Annotated in this window: 16 protein-coding genes; 8 read left to right on the top strand and 8 right to left on the bottom strand. The window is 70.0% G+C overall.

The annotated features are described in order from the left end of the window. Positions 1-89: 89 nt before the first annotated feature. The gene (locus OG488_RS02000; protein ID WP_329225283.1) at positions 90-1520 is read right to left on the bottom strand and encodes a PP2C family protein-serine/threonine phosphatase; all 1431 of its coding nucleotides are present in this window, start codon (positions 1518-1520) and stop codon (positions 90-92) included. A gap of 505 nt (positions 1521-2025) precedes the next feature. Between OG488_RS02000 and rpmG the strand changes: the two genes are divergently transcribed. Continuing rightward, complete coding sequence (gene rpmG, locus OG488_RS01995; protein WP_329225281.1) at positions 2026-2190, top strand: 50S ribosomal protein L33; 165 nt, start codon at positions 2026-2028, stop codon at positions 2188-2190. Positions 2191-2519: 329 nt separating this feature from the next. On the opposite strand, the gene OG488_RS01990 is transcribed toward rpmG, so the two are convergent. Then, entirely contained in the window at positions 2520-3020 is a 501-nt protein-coding gene (locus OG488_RS01990; protein WP_329225277.1) for a tetratricopeptide repeat protein, read from the bottom strand. 61 nt (positions 3021-3081) lie between these two features. Here OG488_RS01990 and OG488_RS01985 point away from each other — a divergent pair, with 61 nt between their 5' ends. Then, on the top strand, positions 3082-3852 hold the full coding sequence (locus OG488_RS01985; protein ID WP_329225275.1) for a VanZ family protein: 771 nt from the start codon (positions 3082-3084) through the stop codon (positions 3850-3852). On the opposite strand, the gene OG488_RS01980 is transcribed toward OG488_RS01985, so the two are convergent. After that, entirely contained in the window at positions 3849-5603 is a 1755-nt protein-coding gene (locus OG488_RS01980; protein WP_329225274.1) for a glycoside hydrolase family 6 protein, read from the bottom strand. The genes OG488_RS01985 and OG488_RS01980 overlap by 4 nt on opposite strands. A gap of 15 nt (positions 5604-5618) precedes the next feature. Beyond that, entirely contained in the window at positions 5619-5774 is a 156-nt protein-coding gene (locus OG488_RS01975; protein WP_329225272.1) for a hypothetical protein, read from the bottom strand. Positions 5775-6725: 951 nt separating this feature from the next. Between OG488_RS01975 and OG488_RS01970 the strand changes: the two genes are divergently transcribed. From OG488_RS01970 to OG488_RS01955, 4 genes are all read left to right on the top strand, one after another. Continuing rightward, entirely contained in the window at positions 6726-9563 is a 2838-nt protein-coding gene (locus OG488_RS01970) for a glycoside hydrolase family 48 protein (protein ID WP_329238358.1), read from the top strand. A 118-nt stretch (positions 9564-9681) separates the two neighbouring features. Further along, complete coding sequence (locus tag OG488_RS01965; protein ID WP_329225270.1) at positions 9682-10197, top strand: DinB family protein; 516 nt, start codon at positions 9682-9684, stop codon at positions 10195-10197. A 90-nt stretch (positions 10198-10287) separates the two neighbouring features. Then, a complete protein-coding gene (locus OG488_RS01960; protein WP_329225268.1) occupies positions 10288-11001 on the top strand; it encodes a DUF4230 domain-containing protein in 714 nt (237 codons plus the stop codon). A gap of 71 nt (positions 11002-11072) precedes the next feature. Next, the gene (locus OG488_RS01955) at positions 11073-11582 is read left to right on the top strand and encodes a mycothiol transferase (protein ID WP_329225266.1); all 510 of its coding nucleotides are present in this window, start codon (positions 11073-11075) and stop codon (positions 11580-11582) included. Between the two features lie 11 nt (positions 11583-11593). Here the strand turns inward: OG488_RS01955 and OG488_RS01950 are convergent, their stop codons facing one another. Continuing rightward, entirely contained in the window at positions 11594-12382 is a 789-nt protein-coding gene (locus OG488_RS01950; protein WP_329225264.1) for a helix-turn-helix transcriptional regulator, read from the bottom strand. 88 nt (positions 12383-12470) lie between these two features. Here OG488_RS01950 and OG488_RS01945 point away from each other — a divergent pair, with 88 nt between their 5' ends. Together OG488_RS01945 and OG488_RS01940 are read left to right on the top strand one after the other, a co-directional pair. Then, on the top strand, positions 12471-12902 hold the full coding sequence (locus OG488_RS01945) for a DUF2000 domain-containing protein (RefSeq protein WP_329225262.1): 432 nt from the start codon (positions 12471-12473) through the stop codon (positions 12900-12902). A gap of 123 nt (positions 12903-13025) precedes the next feature. Beyond that, a complete protein-coding gene (locus tag OG488_RS01940; protein ID WP_329225260.1) occupies positions 13026-13313 on the top strand; it encodes a hypothetical protein in 288 nt (95 codons plus the stop codon). A gap of 28 nt (positions 13314-13341) precedes the next feature. Here OG488_RS01940 and OG488_RS01935 read toward each other — a convergent pair whose 3' ends face one another. Genes OG488_RS01935 through OG488_RS01925 form a run of 3 tightly spaced genes read right to left on the bottom strand, consistent with a single transcriptional unit; the run spans position 13342 to position 16071 of the window. Then, positions 13342-13776: a protein-tyrosine phosphatase family protein gene (locus OG488_RS01935; protein ID WP_329225258.1), complete on the bottom strand. Its 435-nt coding sequence runs from the start codon at positions 13774-13776 to the stop codon at positions 13342-13344. A 2-nt stretch (positions 13777-13778) separates the two neighbouring features. Then, positions 13779-14051, bottom strand: a complete 273-nt coding sequence (locus tag OG488_RS01930) for an HPr family phosphocarrier protein (RefSeq protein WP_329225256.1) — start codon at positions 14049-14051, stop codon at positions 13779-13781. A 49-nt stretch (positions 14052-14100) separates the two neighbouring features. Further along, positions 14101-16071: a PTS fructose transporter subunit IIABC gene (locus OG488_RS01925; protein WP_329225254.1), complete on the bottom strand. Its 1971-nt coding sequence runs from the start codon at positions 16069-16071 to the stop codon at positions 14101-14103. Between the last annotated feature and the right edge of the window lie 31 nt (positions 16072-16102).

Here is a 16102-nt window from a genome sequence, read left to right as displayed (position 1 = left end):
GCCGTGCCGGAGGGCCCGCACAGGCGTGGCTCCGCAGGGACTCCCTGAAGAGCTGTCCGGAAGCTCGACCGGTGCGACCGGGAACTCCTTCAGGCCGCTACGCGAGCCACCACCACGCATGCGTCGTCGAGCCGCTCGGCCGAACCGAGCTCCTCGACCACGATCCTTACGCAGTCCTGTGCCGTGCGGGCCTGCGCGAACCGGGGGGCCAGCTCCAGAAGCATGTCCGGGCCGGCGCCACGGTCGCTGAGCCGTGTCAGTCCGTCGGTGTGCAGGACGAGCACATCGCCGGGCAGCAGGGCCACCTGCTCCTGCTCGTAGACGACACCGGAGGCCGCACCGAGCAGCACCCCGTCCGGCGTGGGCAGAGGGCGCCCCACTCCGTTGCGGAACAGCAGCGGGGCGGGGTGTCCTGCCTGTGCCCAGACAAGTGTGCCGGTCGCCGGATCGAAGCGGCAGCACACGGCGCTTCCCAGGGCCGGCTGCGCCGAGCATTCGATCAACTGGTTCAGGTGCCCCATCACCGCACCCGGGTCCACCCCGGCCACGGCCATGCCCCGCAGCGCACCGAGCAGCATCGCCATGGCCGAGGTCGCGGAGATCCCGTGGCCTGTGAGGTCACCGACGCTGAGCAGCGTCCTCCCGTCCGGGAGGGGCAGCGCGTCGTACCAGTCGCCGCCGATCAGATCGCTCGCCCCTGAGGGCAGGTAGTGGGCGGCGACGTCCAGTCCGCTCGCCTCTCGGCCGGATATCGGCAGCGAGCCGTGCCACGGGGGCAGAACGGCTTCCTGCAGTTGTACGGCCATCCGGTGCTCTGCCCGGGCCATGTGCTCCTGGCGCCGCAGAGTGTCCTGTGTCCGGCCCGCGGCGTGCTGACTGCGCCGCAGTCTGCTGACATCGCGCAGGACCGCCCACATGGAAGCGGTGCAGCCGTCGGCGTCGAGGACGGGTTCGCCCATCATGTGCAGCGTGCGCATGGTGCCGTCGGGCAGCAGGATCCGGAATTCGCCGTCCATCGGCCGGCCGTCCACCAGGCAGTCGGTCACCATGGACGTCAGGAGGGGCTGGTCCTCCGCGAGGAGTACGGACGGCAGCTCGTCCAGGGACAGTGCGCCTGCCCCCGGCTCCCGGCCGAAGATCTGGTACAGCTCGTCGGACCAGCTGACCTCGTCGGTGAGCAGATTCCACTCGGCGCTGCCGACCCTGCTGAGGAGCGAGCCCGTCGGCGGCTCCGACGGCGTCCGGGCGGATGTGTCCGCGGTCCCGCAGGCCGAAGGGCCGGCGATTCCGTCCCGTAGCTGTCCCAGGTGCTCGCCGAGGTCGTCGAGCTGATGGACAGCGAGCTCGCAGAGTGCGCGCTGCCACCGCAGCTGGGGATCGTCGTCGTCGAGCACGGAGGTGTCGCGCCGCACCGCGTCCACGTCGCCGCGCAGCAGTCGCGTCCGGTCGATCAGGGCGTCGACTGCCTCCCGCTCGGGCGGTTGTGGGGCGGGGCGGTCCGCAAACAGATGGGACGGCATCTGGTACTCCGATACAGGCGGTACGGCCGGTTCGTGGGGTTGGACCGAACACGACTGTTGCACAGGCTGCGGGACCCCGTAAGGGGTTTGGCAACACTCGCCCCGTCCTTGCTTCTGGCATATGTCATCGGCTGGGTGAGGCGCGGGTCCGCCGAACACCCTTGCCCCTGGAGGGGAGTTGACGCAAGTCAACCGGCGCGAGCCGCCCCGCGTACGCCCGCGTGTGCGGCCCCACGCGGCTCGCAACTGCGCGGATCAGGGCATATGCGGAGTCGCGAGGTGCCGTGGACAGGCGCCCGGGGCGGTCGATCGCGCCGTGGAGTGGATCGGGCGTTCGGGGTGTGGGTGGATGTGCGTAGAGCGTGCGTTCGGACATCATCGCGCTCGGGGGCGTGCTCCTTCGGGCGGGAATGGCGGAGCGCCCTCGTGTGTTGACCCGGCCAGACGTGAAAACGACACTCATTCCCATCCAGGGGTGGGGTCGCGATCCCCGTCTGGAGGCGCCATGGCACGCAGTGAGACCAGGCCCGTCGTCCTGCTCCGGTCCACGGCCGGAACCGGCCACACCTACGTGACGCGGAAGAGCCGGCGCAACGACCCCGACCGGCTGGAGCTGAGGAAGTTCGACCCGGCCGTGGGGCGTCACGTCGTGTTCCGTGAGGCCCGCTGACCGTCGGTGGCATCCTCCACCCGCCTCCGGTGGGCCCGCGGACCTGCGTGATCGTGGTGGGGATCACATGACGAGGGGCGGATTCACGGGAACGGCGGGTGGTGGTTTATCGTTCATCTATGCGTGGGGGTGAGCGGCCGGAGCTCATCGGCAGACGGTCCCTCTTCGCCTCCGCACACAAGCCGCCCCGGCTGGATTCCCCCGATCCGGCCGGGGCTTCCCCTTTGCCGGACCGCGTGACGGCGGGCTGTCGGGTCCGGGTGACGGGGCGTTGCCGGTCCGCATGACGGCCGGCTGCCGGTTCGCTTCCATGTTCGTCCGGTCCCTGCTCACACGGTCCGGGTGAGATCCGCCGCGTAGTGCTCGATCGCGGGACGGTACTGCTGCACCCCGGGGCTGTCGCTCGTCGCCGCCACCAGTCGCAGCAGAAGCTGCATGGCCTCGTGATGCTCGCCCGTGTTGAAAAGGGCCATGGACAGGAAGGTCCGCAGCGCCCCGTCGTCCGGGAATTCCGAGACGCCCCGACGGAGGGTCTCGACGGCCTGGCCGAATCTGCCCAGGACGCGATAGGTGCTGCCGAGTCCCAGCAGGGCCCCCCGGCGGTCCTCCTCCGTGAGCCCGTCGCCCTGAAGGCTTCGCTCGTAGTAGGGCACGGCCTCGGCCTCCAGGCCGAGCACATCGTGGACCCAGGCGGTCTGGTAGGCGACCTCGGCCGAGTCGGGGAACGCGGCGGTGAGGGAGAGGAGACGTTCCCTGGCCTGTTCGGGATGGCCCTCTTCACGCAGCCGCACGGCCTCCGTCAGCAGCTCGTCCTTCTTCTGTGCGCTCATGCGCACATGGTCGCACCCATCCCGGGGTGTGACCGCCAGGGTTGGGGGCATCCGTTCCGCCATGAATGCAGAGGCGAATCGTAGTGCACGACGCAGAGGTACGGGACGTCTACTGCTGCGCGCCGCGGCGTTGACCGCGGCGTTTCTCGCGCTTGTGGCGTTCTCCGTGGTGCTGGCGAAGGTGACGCTCACGCCGTCGCCCGCGTCGGAGGACATCGTCACCTCCAATCTGAAACCGGGGCGGTCCCTGCGCCAGTACGCGGAGGACTACACCTTCCTCGCCGCGTGCAAGCAGGCGGGCGGGAACCTCCTGCTCGGCGCGCCGTTCGGCGTACTGCTGCCGATCCTGGTGCCGCGCCGTCTCCGGATGCTCCGGATGACCGTGCTGACCGTGCTGGTCATCGCGGTCGTCGAGCTGGTGCAGGGTGCGCTCGTGGCGGGGCGCGCCTTCGACATCGACGACGTCATCCTCAACACCAGTGGTGCGCTGCTGGGTTACCTGCTGCTGGGGCGGCGCGTCAGCCATCGCTACCACGCCCTTTCCGACGAGCCGGCACCGGCGAAGGGGGCGAAGTCCGCCCCGAAGCCCGGAGCGGAGCCGACGTCCGGAGCCAGGACGAAGTCCGGCACGAAGCCCGCCACCAAGGCGAAGGCCGCTGTCGCCACGCGGACCGGGATGAGGGCGAAGCTGGGCGGGCGGACCAAGGAGCCCGCCGCGCGCCGGAGCGCGTCCGCGCCGGTGACTCGCGGACGCGCTCTGGTCGACAGGTGGCGCAGCCGGCGGGAGGGCCCGGGCGGGGGAGCGCCCGGAGCCCGCCGGCGCGGAGCCTAGAGCGCCGGGTAGGCGTTCTTCATGAGCTCCTGGAACTGGGCGGAGAACCACTTGCCGGAGACCGGGGCGTCGCCCAGGGCTCCCGACATGTTGTTGTTGTTGCGTGCGTTACCCGTGTAGGTCGGGTCGCACATCCGGTCGAACCCCTTGCCCTCGTCGTTCGGGATCGCCTTGCTGGACCCGTCCGACTCCCCCGGGGGCTTCATCCAGACGTACGCGTCGATGCCGGCTTCCGGAGCCGCCTTGGGCCGTTCTCCGAGGCCGGCTCCGGCCTGGTTGCACCAGTTGCCGAGGTGGATGCGCCGGTCGATACGACCGCCGTCCACATAGGTGTCGACGCTGGTCGTGGCACCGGGGCCGGCCGGCCGGGCCGCGCCGCCCCAACCGTTGCGCGAGGTGTCGATGAGCATGCCGACGTCCGACTTGAAGCCGACCGAGACGAGCTTGGTCCGGAAGGCCTGCGCGAACGAGAGCTCGTCCGTGTAGCGGTTCCAGTCGACCCACTTCGACTGGCGCACCGAGGTCCCGTTGACGGAGTCCTCGATCTTGAAGTTCGTCTCCTTCAGCGCGCTGTAGTTGGCCGTGTTGGTGATGAAGCCCTGGACGTCGTCGACGGTCGCGCCCTCGGCGGTGGCGGCCTGGTGGAAGATGTCGGCGGAGGCGCCGAAGTTGTCGTCCCAGCCGATCCAGCCGTGGTGACCGGCGTCGATGTAGTTGTAGACGTTGCCGGCGTCGCCGAGCTTGTTGAGTGCGTAGCCGACACCCTTGACGTAGTTGCCGTTGGCCTTCATGACGTCACAGGCCGGGGTGGCCGTGGGGCGGCCGCCGGCGTTGGTGACCAGGTTCGGCAGCGAGTCGATCTCGACGGTGGTGACGATGCGCAGGCCCGCGTACTTCGAGTCGGCGAGGATCGCCGCGATCGGGTCGATGTACTCCGACTTGTAGCGGCCGATCTCGGTGGGGCCGAGCTCGCCGTTGGAAGCCAGCGCCGCGCAGTCGCGTCCCGGCAGGTTGTAGATGACGAGCTGGACGACGAGCTCGCCGGAGCCCTTCTGGGTCAGGGCCGCGTCCAGGTGGTCGCGCAGGCCCATGCTGCCGTTGGCGCCCTCGATCGCCGCGATGCGGTCGAGCCAGACACCCGTCGGCTGGTTCGATACCTTGCTGCCGCCCGGTTCGGCGGCCGCCTTCGACGACCACTCCGGGTTCACGTAGACCTTGGCGCCCGCGTAGGGGTTGTTCACCTTGCTGCCCGCGGGGGGATCGGTGGGCGGATCGGTCGGGTCCGTCGGATCGGTCGGACCTGTCACGTCACCGGTGCAGGTGACGCCGTTCAGCTTGAAGGTCGCGGGGACGGTGCTGTTGCCGTTGCCCGACGCGTTGAAGCCGAAGGAAGCGGAGGCGCCGGTGGCGAGAGCGCCGTTGTAGGAGAGGCTCTTCGCGGTGACAGCCGCACCGCTCTGCGAGACCGTGGCGTTCCAGCCCTGGCTGATCTTCTCACTGCCGGCGAACGACCATTCCAGCTGCCAGCTGGAGACGGCGTCACCCTTGTTCGTGACGCTCACCGCAGCGGTCAGTCCGCCGTTCCACTGGTTCTGGATCTTGTAGTCGACGGTGCAGCCTGCCGCCGCTGCGGCGGAGGCTCCGAAGGGGGCCACCGCGGCGGCGGATCCCGCGGCTGCGGCGACGAGTGCCCCCGCGGCGATGAGCGCCGTTCGGGATCGGCGCAGGGTGGTGGGGCTCGTGCGGCTCATGCGAATTCCGTTTCCTCAGCTGTAGAGGGCGCGCGGGTGATCGCGCAGCCCGATTCCGTACGGGGTGGGGATACCGTCGTAGTCGCTGATCAAGGACGGGGCCCTGGAGAGGTCCCAGGTGTTCCAGGTCCGTCCGGTGGAGCTGTGTCCGCGGTCGTCCGACCCCGGCACGACCCGGTCGGCGGAGCCGGTGGGGGCAGGGGTGTACGCCGATCTCGCCCGTGACGAAGGGGACTTCGGCGCGACCGGAGTGAACGGGGGGTGCAGCGGTCCCCGCTCACAGGATTGCGAGTGAGTGATGGACGTGGCACGCGAGGACGGGCGGTCCTGCGCGCCCGCGTACTGCGGAGTAATGGGTGGTCAGGCCAAGCGTGTACTCCTCGTTCGGGCGGTGTGCCTACGGGGGCGGGGAGATCCGCCGGACCGGTGGAGCCGGCCGGATCCGTGGTGCGGAGTGTGCTGTCGAGCCTGGACGGACCGGGCGCGGAGCCGATCCGCGGCGGAGGCCGGCAGATCGGCCGCAAGGCCCGCGCTGTACGCACCTGTCCGGATCGGACTGTCGCCGGCGGCGGTGCCCGCCTTCCGTGTGCCGCCGTCCCACTGATGCGCGGTGCTGTTCTCCACCGTGCGTACGAGGGCGGATCCGGAAGCCGTGACCATGGCTGCGGCGGTACCGCGTGCCATGCCGAGCACCGCTCCGAGGAGCAGTCCGAACAGGTGCGATAAGTGCGCGGGGTGTCGCATGAGCGACTCCTTGCAGATCGGGCGTGCCCCCTACGGCACGTCGACTGATGGAACCGCTCCCACTGGTGTGGCATGACGTTAGAGCGTCAACTGGTGTCGGTCAACACACCAGTTCTCAACTCTTGCTATCGAAATAATTCGACTCTTCACGTCTCTTGACTCTCTTTTTCCTCCTCCCCATGCTGGGAGCGCTCCCACTGGTTCAAGGCTTGTGCTCAACCCCGCACGCCCCCCATGTCGCCGAGCCGCGAGGAGGTACCGCGCATGCCATCGGGACGCGCACGAAGAAGTTGGTTACCGGGAAGACCGGGCAGAACCGGAGCCGGAAACCGTCGGTTGTGGACAGCATGGGTGGCGGCGCTGGCCCTTCCCCTGGGCATGACCGCCGCCGCCGGTACGCCGGCCCAGGCCGCCGCGGTCCAATGCAGCGTCGACTACAAGGTCAATGACTGGGGTTCGGGCTTCAGCACCGAGCTCACCGTCACCAACAGGAGCACCGCCGCGATCAACGGCTGGACCCTGACCTACGACTACGCCGGCAACCAGAAGCTCACCAACGGCTGGAACGGCACCTGGTCCCAGTCGGCCAGGACCGTCACCGTCAAGAACGCGGCCTGGAACGGCGCCATCGCCGCCGGGGCCGCCGTCACGACGGGCGCGCAGTTCTCCTACAGCGGCACCAACGCCGCGCCGACCGCCTTCGCCGTCAACGGCACGGCCTGCGTGGGCGCGCACCAGCCGCCGATCACCGTCCTGACCAGCCCGGCGGCGGGCGCCGTCTTCTCCGCCGGAGACTCCGTGCCCCTGGCCGCGACCGCTGCGGCGGCGGACGGGGCGGGGATCACCAAGGTCGAGTTCTACGACGACACGAAGCTGCTCGGGACCGACACCACGTCCCCGTACACCTTCAGCGCCGCAGGACTGTCCGCCGGCGCCCACTCCGTGTACGCCAGGGCGTACGACGGCCTCGGCGCCTCGGCTGAGTCGACGCCCGCGGGCATCACCGTCGTCGCGGGTCCGGCCGTCGTCGCCACACCGGCCCAACTCGGCGTCCAGCAGGGCAAGTCGGGGACGTTCAACGTCTCCCTGTCCACCGCGCCCACCTCGTCCGTCACCGTCTCGGTCGCGCGGAGCGCCGGCAACACCGGTCTGAGCGTCACCGGTGGTGCGAGCCTCACCTTCACCGCGTCGAACTGGTCCACCCCCCAGAAGGTGACCGTCTCGGCCGCCGCGTCGGGAACGGGTGCCGCGACCTTCACCGTGACGGCACCGGGCCACAGCAAGGCCGAGGTGACCGTCACCCAGCTCGCGGCGGCGAAGGACTACGACGCCCGCTTCCTCGACCTGTACGGGAAGATCACCGACCCGGCCAACGGCTACTTCTCCTCGGAGGGAATCCCCTACCACTCCGTCGAGACCCTCATCGTCGAAGCCCCCGACCAGGGGCACGAGACGACGTCGGAGGCGTACAGCTATCTGATCTGGCTCCAGGCGATGTACGGCAAGATCACCGGAGACTGGACGAAGTTCAACGGTGCGTGGGCCACCATGGAGAAGTACATGATCCCCACCCACGCCGACCAGCCCACGAACTCCTTCTACAACGCGTCGAAGCCCGCCACCTACGCACCGGAGCACGACACCCCGAACGCGTACCCGGCCGTCCTCGACGGATCGGCGTCCTCCGGATCGGACCCGATCGCCTCCGAGCTGAAGAGCGCGTACGGCACGGACGACATCTACGGGATGCACTGGATCCAGGACGTCGACAACGTCTACGGCTACGGCAACTCCCCCGGGAAGTGCTCGGCCGGACCCAGTGACACCGGGCCGTCGTACATCAACACCTTCCAGCGCGGACCGCAGGAGTCGGTCTGGGAGACCGTGACCCACCCCACCTGCGACAACTTCACCTTCGGCGGTGACAACGGCTACCTGGACCTGTTCACCGGGGACGCCTCCTACGCCAAGCAGTGGAAGTTCACCAACGCCCCGGACGCCGACGCGCGCGCCGTGCAGGCCGCCTACTGGGCGGATGTCTGGGCGAAGGAGCAGGGCAAGTCGGCAGAGGTCTCGGCGACCGTCGGCAAGGCGGCGAAGATGGGTGACTATCTCCGCTACTCCATGTTCGACAAGTACTTCAAGAAGGTCGGCAACTGCGTCGGCCCGACCACCTGCCCCGCCGGCAGCGGCAAGGACAGCGCGCACTACCTGATGTCCTGGTACTACGCCTGGGGCGGTGCCACCGACACCTCGGCCGGCTGGTCCTGGCGCATCGGTTCCAGCCACGCCCACGGCGGATACCAGAACCCCATGGCCGCCTACGCGCTGAGCTCGGTCGCCGACCTGAAGCCCAAGTCGGCCACGGGCCAGCAGGACTGGGCCAAGAGCCTGGACCGGCAGATGGACTTCTACCAGTGGCTCCAGTCCGACGAGGGCGCCATCGCGGGCGGTGCGACCAACAGCTGGAAGGGCAGCTACGCCCAGCCTCCGGCCGGTACGCCCACCTTCCACGGCATGTACTACGACGAGAAGCCCGTGTACCACGACCCGCCGTCCAACCAGTGGTTCGGCTTCCAGGCGTGGTCCATGGAGCGCGTCGCCGAGTACTACCACGAGTCGGGTGACGCCCAGGCCAAGGCCGTACTCGACAAGTGGGTCGACTGGGCCCTGTCCGAGACGACCATCAACCCGGACGGCACCTACCTCATGCCGTCCACCCTCAAGTGGTCGGGGGCGCCCGACACCTGGAACGCGTCGAGCCCCGGCGCGAACTCCGGACTCCACGTCACCGTCGCCGACTACACCAACGACGTCGGGGTGGCCGGCGCCTACGCCAGGACGCTGACCTACTACGCCGCCAAGTCCGGTGACGCCGAGGCGAAGGCCACGGCCGAGGGGCTGCTCGACGGCATGTGGAGCCACTACCAGGACGACGCGGGCATCGCGGTTCCGGAGACCCGCGCCGACTACAACCGTTTCGACGACCCGGTGTACGTCCCGAACGGCTGGACGGGCGCCATGCCCAACGGGGACACCGTCGACAACGACTCGACGTTCCTCTCCATCCGGTCCTTCTACAAGGACGACCCGAACTGGCCGAAGGTGCAGGCCTATCTGGACGGCGGAGCCGCTCCGGTCTTCACCTACCACCGGTTCTGGGCGCAGACCGACGTCGCACTGGCTCTGGGAGCGTACGCAGACCTCCTGGAGTGAGTGACAGCAGTACCCAGGGGTTCCGGCCGCCGGCCTTCAGCCGGCGGCCGGAACCCCGCTCGTCCCCGCCGGACGCCCGGCCTGGTGCGAACCACCTGGCGAAAGGCATGATCATGCGATGACATGGACAGCCCCCGAGGCCACCCGCGCCACCGGATCGCTCACCGGCGGCGAACGAGAGACACTGACCGGCTTCCTGGCCTTCTACCGCGGCACACTGCTGCAGAAATGTGCGGGCCTGACGGGCGAACAACTTGCCGAGCAGACCGTCGAGCCGTCCAACCTCACCCTCCTCGGCCTGATCCGGCACATGGCCAAGGTGGAACGCATCTGGTTCCGCGAGGGGCTCGGCGGACTGCCACTGCCCCCGATGTACGGCGCGGAGAAGGGCAAGGACGCCGACTTCGAGGACCTGTCGCCCGACCGCGCCCCCGAGGACTACGCCCGTTTGATCGAGGAGATCCGCCTGGCCGACGAGATGGCGGCGGGCGCATCGCTCGACACCACCTTCACCCGGCGCGGCACGGTCTACTCACTGCGTACGGTGCACGTCCACATGATCGCCGAGTACGCGCGCCACATCGGGCACGCGGACCTCCTGAGGGAGCGGCTGGACGGCGTCACGGGCGCCTGAAGCGGCCCAACGGCTCCCGCCCGTACAGGATCTGGCGTAATCCCTCGCCTTGGGCGGAGTGAAATCGCCGGACGGGGTCACACGGAAGGTATGACGTCCACTGACGTAAGGACAGACAGCACCGGGGACCCCGCCCAGGGGGGCGCGCCCCGCCGCCGTGCCCGCACGCGAGGATGCCTGCCGTTCGCCGGCGTGTGCGCGGCCGCTCTGGTCCTGTTGCTCCTCGGATCGCGGCTCAGCCTGATCCCGGGGCTCGGAGACCTCTTCGAGGAGAAGACCAACGACCGCTCAGGGCCCGCGGTGCTCAAGTCCGTCCAGGACATGAGCGCCTACGAGGCGGCCTCCGGCAACTTCCAGGTCGTCGTCGACCTGGAGAAGGACGCCAAGTACCTGCCCGACGCCATCCGCGGCACAAGGACGCTGTACGTCGGCGCGGGTACCGTCGGAGCCTCCGTCGACCTGGGCAAGGTCGGTGCCGACGGCGTGACCGTCAACGAGGACCGCACCACGGCCGAACTCGTGCTGCCCCACGCGGTACTGGGCAAGCCCGCCCTCGACCCCGACCGCTCCTACGCCGTGTCCAAGCAGCGAGGCATCCTCGACCGGCTCGGCGACTTCTTCTCCGACAACCCCGGCAGCGAGCAGGCGGTCAACAAGCTCGCGGCCAAGCACATCGGAGAGGCGGCGGAGGAGAGCGGCCTGAGGAAACGGGCCGAGAAGAACACCACCTCCATGCTCCAGGGTCTGCTCGGCTCGCTCGGATTCGAGAAGGTCACCGTCCGCTACAGCGACCCGCCCGGCTGACAGGAACCGTGAGCCGTGACGGCCGCGTGTCGAAGCCATGGCCCCGTCCGCGGACCGGCCATGGTGGTCGTATGAACAGTGCAGGCATTCTCGCCGACGCGTTCGACCGCGTCCACGAAGCGGTGCACACCGCAGTCGAGGGTCTCCCGGCCGAGGACCTCAACGCCAGACTCGACGCCGACGCGAACTCCATCGCCTGGCTCGTGTGGCACCTCACGCGCGTCCAGGACGACCACGTCGCCGACGCGGCGGGAACCGAGCAGATCTGGTTCGCGCAGGACTGGGCATCCCGCTTCGAGCTGCCCCTCGAGAAGGGGGCGACCGGCTACGGCCACAGCAGCGCCCAGGTGGGTTCCGTGCGGGTGGCTTCGCCCGACCTGCTCCTCGGGTACTTCGACGCCGTCAGCGAGCAGACGCTGGACTTCGTCCGGGGCCTCGACGGGCGGGCCCTCGACCGCGTCGTGGACGACTCCTGGTCGCCCCCGGTGACCCTCGGCGTGCGGCTGATCAGCGTCATCGCCGACGACCTGCAGCACGCGGGTCAGGCGGCGTTCGTCCGCGGGGCACTCGAGCGCCGCTGAGCCGCCTCGGCTCAGGGGCGCGCGTAGTGCCCGGGACTCGTGCCGACCACGCGCTTGAAGTGCCGCGAGAAGTGGGACTGGTCGTAGAACCCGGCCGAGGCCGCGACCTCCGGCAGCCGCATACCCCCGAGCAGCAGGCGGCGGGCCAGATCCACGCGGCGCCCCGTGAGGTACTGGTGCGGAGCCATGCCGAACTCCTGGCCGAAGGCCCGCACCAGATGGGTGTGGTGGGAGTGCAGCCGCTCCGCCGCCTCGCGGAGCGTCACCCCTTCGACGACGTGCTCGTCCAGCAGATCCCGGAGCGCGTACGCGATGCGGCGGTCGGGCACCCGCGGGGAGACGGACTCGTCGCGCAGGTGCCCTGCGAGACGCTCGGACACGAGCGCGAGGCGGCTCTGGGCCTCCATCTCGTCCCCAGGACGCTCGAGCGTGCGGTGGAGCTGATCGACCCGCCGGCGCAGCAGCGGATCCCGGAGCACCGGCCGGTCCACCGCACGCCCGACGAGGTCCGCGTCGATCTGTGAGGTGTTCAGGTACAGCACGCGCTTGCGGAACCCGCCGGGGGTCGCGGCGCCGCCGTTGTGAGGGACGTGCGGAGGCAGCAGCGTCACCACCGAACTGGGTGCCCCGTGCTCATGACGGTCCAGGTCGTAGCGGACCATTCCCTCGTCGACGATGAGCAGCGTCCACGCGTCGTGCGTGTGCATCGGGTACGCGTGGTCGGCGAAGTGCGCGTGGAAGACCTCGTCGATCCCCTCGACGCGCGGGCGCCACGCGGTGATGTCCGGACGTGCTCCCATGGACGAATCGTACAAGAGCGCTCCGGACCGGCCGGCACGCAAACTTCGTACAAGACGTCCGGGGGCCGGGCTCGGCAGACTCCTTGCCATGACCGACGACAACGCACCCGTACGTTTCGACACCAAGATCGCTGTGCTGCTCCGTGACGACCTCGAGACCTGGCAGCGGCTGAACGTCACCGCCTTCCTGGTGAGCGGCCTGGGTACCCGGCTGCCCGAGGTGATCGGCGAACCGTACGCCGACGCCGACGACACCCCGTACCTGCCCATGTTCCGGCAGCCCGTCCTCGTCTTCGCCGGGTCCAAGGAGCTCCTGACGAGCGCGCACGGCAAGGCGGTCGGCCGGGGCGTCACCACGGCCGTCTTCACCTCCGACCTGTTCGCCACCGGCCACGACGAGGCCAACAGGGCCGCCGTGCGCGCGGTGCGCAGGGACACGATGGACCTGGTGGGCCTGGCCGTGTACGGCCCGCGCAACGCCGTCGACAAGATCCTCAAGGGCGCGTCCATGCATCCGTGACGGCGTCCCGGAGTCACCGGGCGGATACTCACGGGCACACCCGTGCGGGTGATGGTTCCCGGTGCCATACTCGACAACAAGTCCGCTTGACAGGCTTGTCATTGTCCCGAAAGGCGACGCGTCATGAACTGGGCATCGTGGACCACCCTCGGTGTCTTCGCGGGAACCGGCGGAGTGCGCACCGAAGAGATTGGTGTCGTGAGCGGTGATCTCACCGTGCACACGACGTGGACCGAGGAGCTGGCCGAGGTCGCCGTGCAGTACAGCGGCGCTTCGGACTGGTTCACACTGGCCGGCAGTCCGGTGCCGTGCCCCTCGGAGGAAGCGAGCAGATCCCTCCACCAGAGCGTCGTGGAGGCGGTACGCGCCGGCGGCGGAGCAACGGTTCCGGCTCCGCACACGGTGGAGTGACCTCCATGACCGGCGCCGCGGCAGCCGGTCAGCCCCCCGCGAAGCGCACCACGTAACGCCGCTGCCAGGGCGTCTCGACGGCCTTGGGGTGGTAGTTCCGGCGTACGTAGGCGACCGCCTCCTCCGCCGGGACCCCGTCCAGCACGGCCAGGCAGGCGAGAGCCGTGCCCGTCCGTCCCCGGCCCCCTCCGCACGCGACCTCGACCCGCTCACCCGGAGCGCGGCTCCACGCCTCCCTCAGCACGGAGCGTGCCGCCTTCCGGTCGGCGGGCAGCCGGAAGTCCGGCCAGCGCAGCCACCGTGACTCCCACGCGACGGGAGGCGGGGGACCACCCAGGAGATGAACCGCGAAGGTGGGTTCGGCCCCCTCGGGAAGCGGACGCCTCAGACCGCGGCCCCGCACGAGCCGTCCCGAGGGCAGTGGCAGTACGCCCTCACCCGCCGCATCCCACAACTCGGTCACTGTCAGTCCTTGCCGTCGAGGTCTTCGGACAGGAGCGTAGCCAGCACATCGACGGCATCGGGCGCGCTTTCGCCCTCGGCGGACAGCACCAGCAGATCACCGTGCTGAGCGGCCAGAGCGAGCACGGAGAGCATGCTCCGGGCATCGACCGGGGTATTTCCCTCGCGCCCCACGGTGACGGGGACGGGCTGGCGCACGGCCGCCTGGACGAAGAGCGAGGCGGGACGGGCGTGGAGGCCGCTGCGGGAGCCTACGGAGACGGTGCGCTGGTACACGGGTGCACTCCTTGGGTGAAGAGGGATGTCGTACAGGGAGGGGCGTGGATCAGACGGCCACGGCGACGCCCGATCCGTCGTCGGCCGGTGCGGCGGACGCGGGGGTGCGCCGCATGCCCTTGAGGACGACGACCAGCGCGGTGGACACCGCGGTGCCGACGGCGATCGCCAGCAGGTAGAGGAACGGCTCGCCGATGAGCGGGACGACGAACACACCACCGTGCGGGGCGCGGAGCGTGCAGCCGAAGGCCATGGACAGTGCGCCCGTGACCGCGCCGCCGGCCATGACCGACGGGATCACCCGCAGGGGATCCGCAGCCGCGAACGGGATCGCCCCCTCGGTGATGAATGAGGCGCCCAGCACCCACGCGGCGCGGCCGTTCTCCCGCTCGGTCCGGGTGAACAGCCCGCGGCGTACGGTCGTGGCGAGCGCCATCGCCAGCGGAGGCACCATGCCGGCCGCCATCACCGCGGCCATGACCTTGAGGCTGCCGGGCGTCGGGTCGGCCAGCCCGCCGACCGCGAAGGCGTACGCCACCTTGTTCAGCGGGCCGCCCATGTCGAAGCACATCATCAGGCCGAGGACGACGCCGAGGATGACCGCGTTGGACCCCGACAGCCCGTTCAGCCAGTCGGTGAGAGCGTTCTGGAGCGAGGCGATCGGCTTGCCGACCACGATGAACATGAGGAAGCCGACCGCGATCGACGCGAGCAGGGGGATCACCAGCACCGGCATGATGCCGCGCAGCGTGGGATGCACCTTCACCCGCTGGATCGCCATCACCACGGCGCCGGCCAGCAGACCCGCGACCAGACCGCCGAGGAAGCCCGCGTCGACGGTGAGCGCGACGGAGCCGCCGACGAACCCCGGGACGAGTGCGGGCCGGTCCGCCATCCCGTAGGCGATGTACCCCGCCAGCACCGGGACCAGGAAGCCGAAGGCGGCGGTGCCGATCTGGTTGAGCAGGGCGGCCCAGCCGGCCGCCTCACCCCAGACGAAGTGGTCCGCCACCGATTTCGCGCTCGCGATCTCGTAGCCGCCGATGGCGAAGGAGAGCGCGATGAGCAGTCCTCCGGCCGCGACGAAAGGAACCATGTAACTGACGCCGGACATCAGATAGGTACGCAGCCGCACACCGAGGTTCGCGGACGCTCCCTCCGGACCGGTGCCGGTCTCGTCGCCCGGGCCGGCGATCCTGCCGACCTCACCGCGCTCGGCCTTGCGGCGGGCCTCGGCGATCAGCTCGGCCGGCCGGTTGATCCCGGCCTTCACCCCGGTGTCGACGACCGGCTTCCCGGCGAACCGCGCCCTCTCCCTCACGTCGACGTCGTGCGCCCAGATGACCGCGTCGGCAGCGGCGATGACCGCAGGGTCCAGCCGCTCGAAGCCGGCCGAGCCCTGCGTCTCGACGTGGAGCACGACCCCCTGGGCGCGCGCCGCCGCCTCCAGGGACTCCGCGGCCATGTAGGTGTGCGCGATACCGGTCGGACAGGAGGTGACGGCGACGACCCGGAACGGCTCGGTCGTCTCCGGGGCCGCCGCGACAGCGTCCTCGGTGCCCGCGGCCGGTGCGGCCGCCTCTTCGCCGCGGACCAGGGCCGCGGCTGCGGCCGGGTCGGTCTCCGCCCGCAGCGCGCCGGTGAATCCGGGGTCCATGAGCCGTCGTGCCAGGCCCGAGAGGATGGTGAGGTGGTCGTCGTCCGCGCCCGTGGGCGCGGCTATCAGGAAGACGAGGTCCGCGGGCCCGTCCGGCGCCCCGAAGTCGATGCCCCGCGCGCTGCGGCCGAAGGCCAGGGTCGGCGTGGTGACGTGCTCGCTCCGGCAGTGCGGGATTCCGATGCCGCCGTCCAGACCGGTCGGCATCTGGGCCTCACGGGCCGCCACATCGGCCAGGAAGCCGTCGAGGTCGGTGACACGGCCGGCCGCGACCATTCGTCCGGCCAGTGAACGGGCGGCCGCGCTCTTCGTCTCGGCGGACAGATCGAGGTCGACCAGGTCCGCGGTGATGAGCTCACTCATCGCGGGGCTCCTTGCTCGTGGACCGCCGGGC

The sequence above is a fragment of the Streptomyces sp. NBC_01460 genome, assembly GCF_036227405.1.
Classification (GTDB): domain Bacteria; phylum Actinomycetota; class Actinomycetes; order Streptomycetales; family Streptomycetaceae; genus Streptomyces.
The sequence above is the reverse complement of the archived record's forward strand: the minus strand, read 5'-3'. Positions and strand labels throughout refer to the sequence as shown.

Bases quoted from the DNA above. Each gene is read 5' to 3' on its own strand.
- OG488_RS02000 (WP_329225283.1), bottom strand. From the start codon at position 1,520: ATGCCGTCCCATCTGTTTGCGGACCGCCCCGCCCCACAACCGCCCGAG.
- rpmG (WP_329225281.1), top strand. From the start codon at position 2,026: ATGGCACGCAGTGAGACCAGGCCCGTCGTCCTGCTCCGGTCCACGGCC.
- OG488_RS01990 (WP_329225277.1), bottom strand. From the start codon at position 3,020: ATGAGCGCACAGAAGAAGGACGAGCTGCTGACGGAGGCCGTGCGGCTG.
- OG488_RS01985 (WP_329225275.1), top strand. From the start codon at position 3,082: ATGAATGCAGAGGCGAATCGTAGTGCACGACGCAGAGGTACGGGACGT.
- OG488_RS01980 (WP_329225274.1), bottom strand. From the start codon at position 5,603: ATGAGCCGCACGAGCCCCACCACCCTGCGCCGATCCCGAACGGCGCTC.
- OG488_RS01970 (WP_329238358.1), top strand. From the start codon at position 6,726: ATGACCGCCGCCGCCGGTACGCCGGCCCAGGCCGCCGCGGTCCAATGC.
- OG488_RS01965 (WP_329225270.1), top strand. From the start codon at position 9,682: ATGACATGGACAGCCCCCGAGGCCACCCGCGCCACCGGATCGCTCACC.
- OG488_RS01960 (WP_329225268.1), top strand. From the start codon at position 10,288: ATGACGTCCACTGACGTAAGGACAGACAGCACCGGGGACCCCGCCCAG.
- OG488_RS01955 (WP_329225266.1), top strand. From the start codon at position 11,073: ATGAACAGTGCAGGCATTCTCGCCGACGCGTTCGACCGCGTCCACGAA.
- OG488_RS01950 (WP_329225264.1), bottom strand. From the start codon at position 12,382: ATGGGAGCACGTCCGGACATCACCGCGTGGCGCCCGCGCGTCGAGGGG.
- OG488_RS01945 (WP_329225262.1), top strand. From the start codon at position 12,471: ATGACCGACGACAACGCACCCGTACGTTTCGACACCAAGATCGCTGTG.
- OG488_RS01940 (WP_329225260.1), top strand. From the start codon at position 13,026: ATGAACTGGGCATCGTGGACCACCCTCGGTGTCTTCGCGGGAACCGGC.
- OG488_RS01925 (WP_329225254.1), bottom strand. From the start codon at position 16,071: ATGAGTGAGCTCATCACCGCGGACCTGGTCGACCTCGATCTGTCCGCC.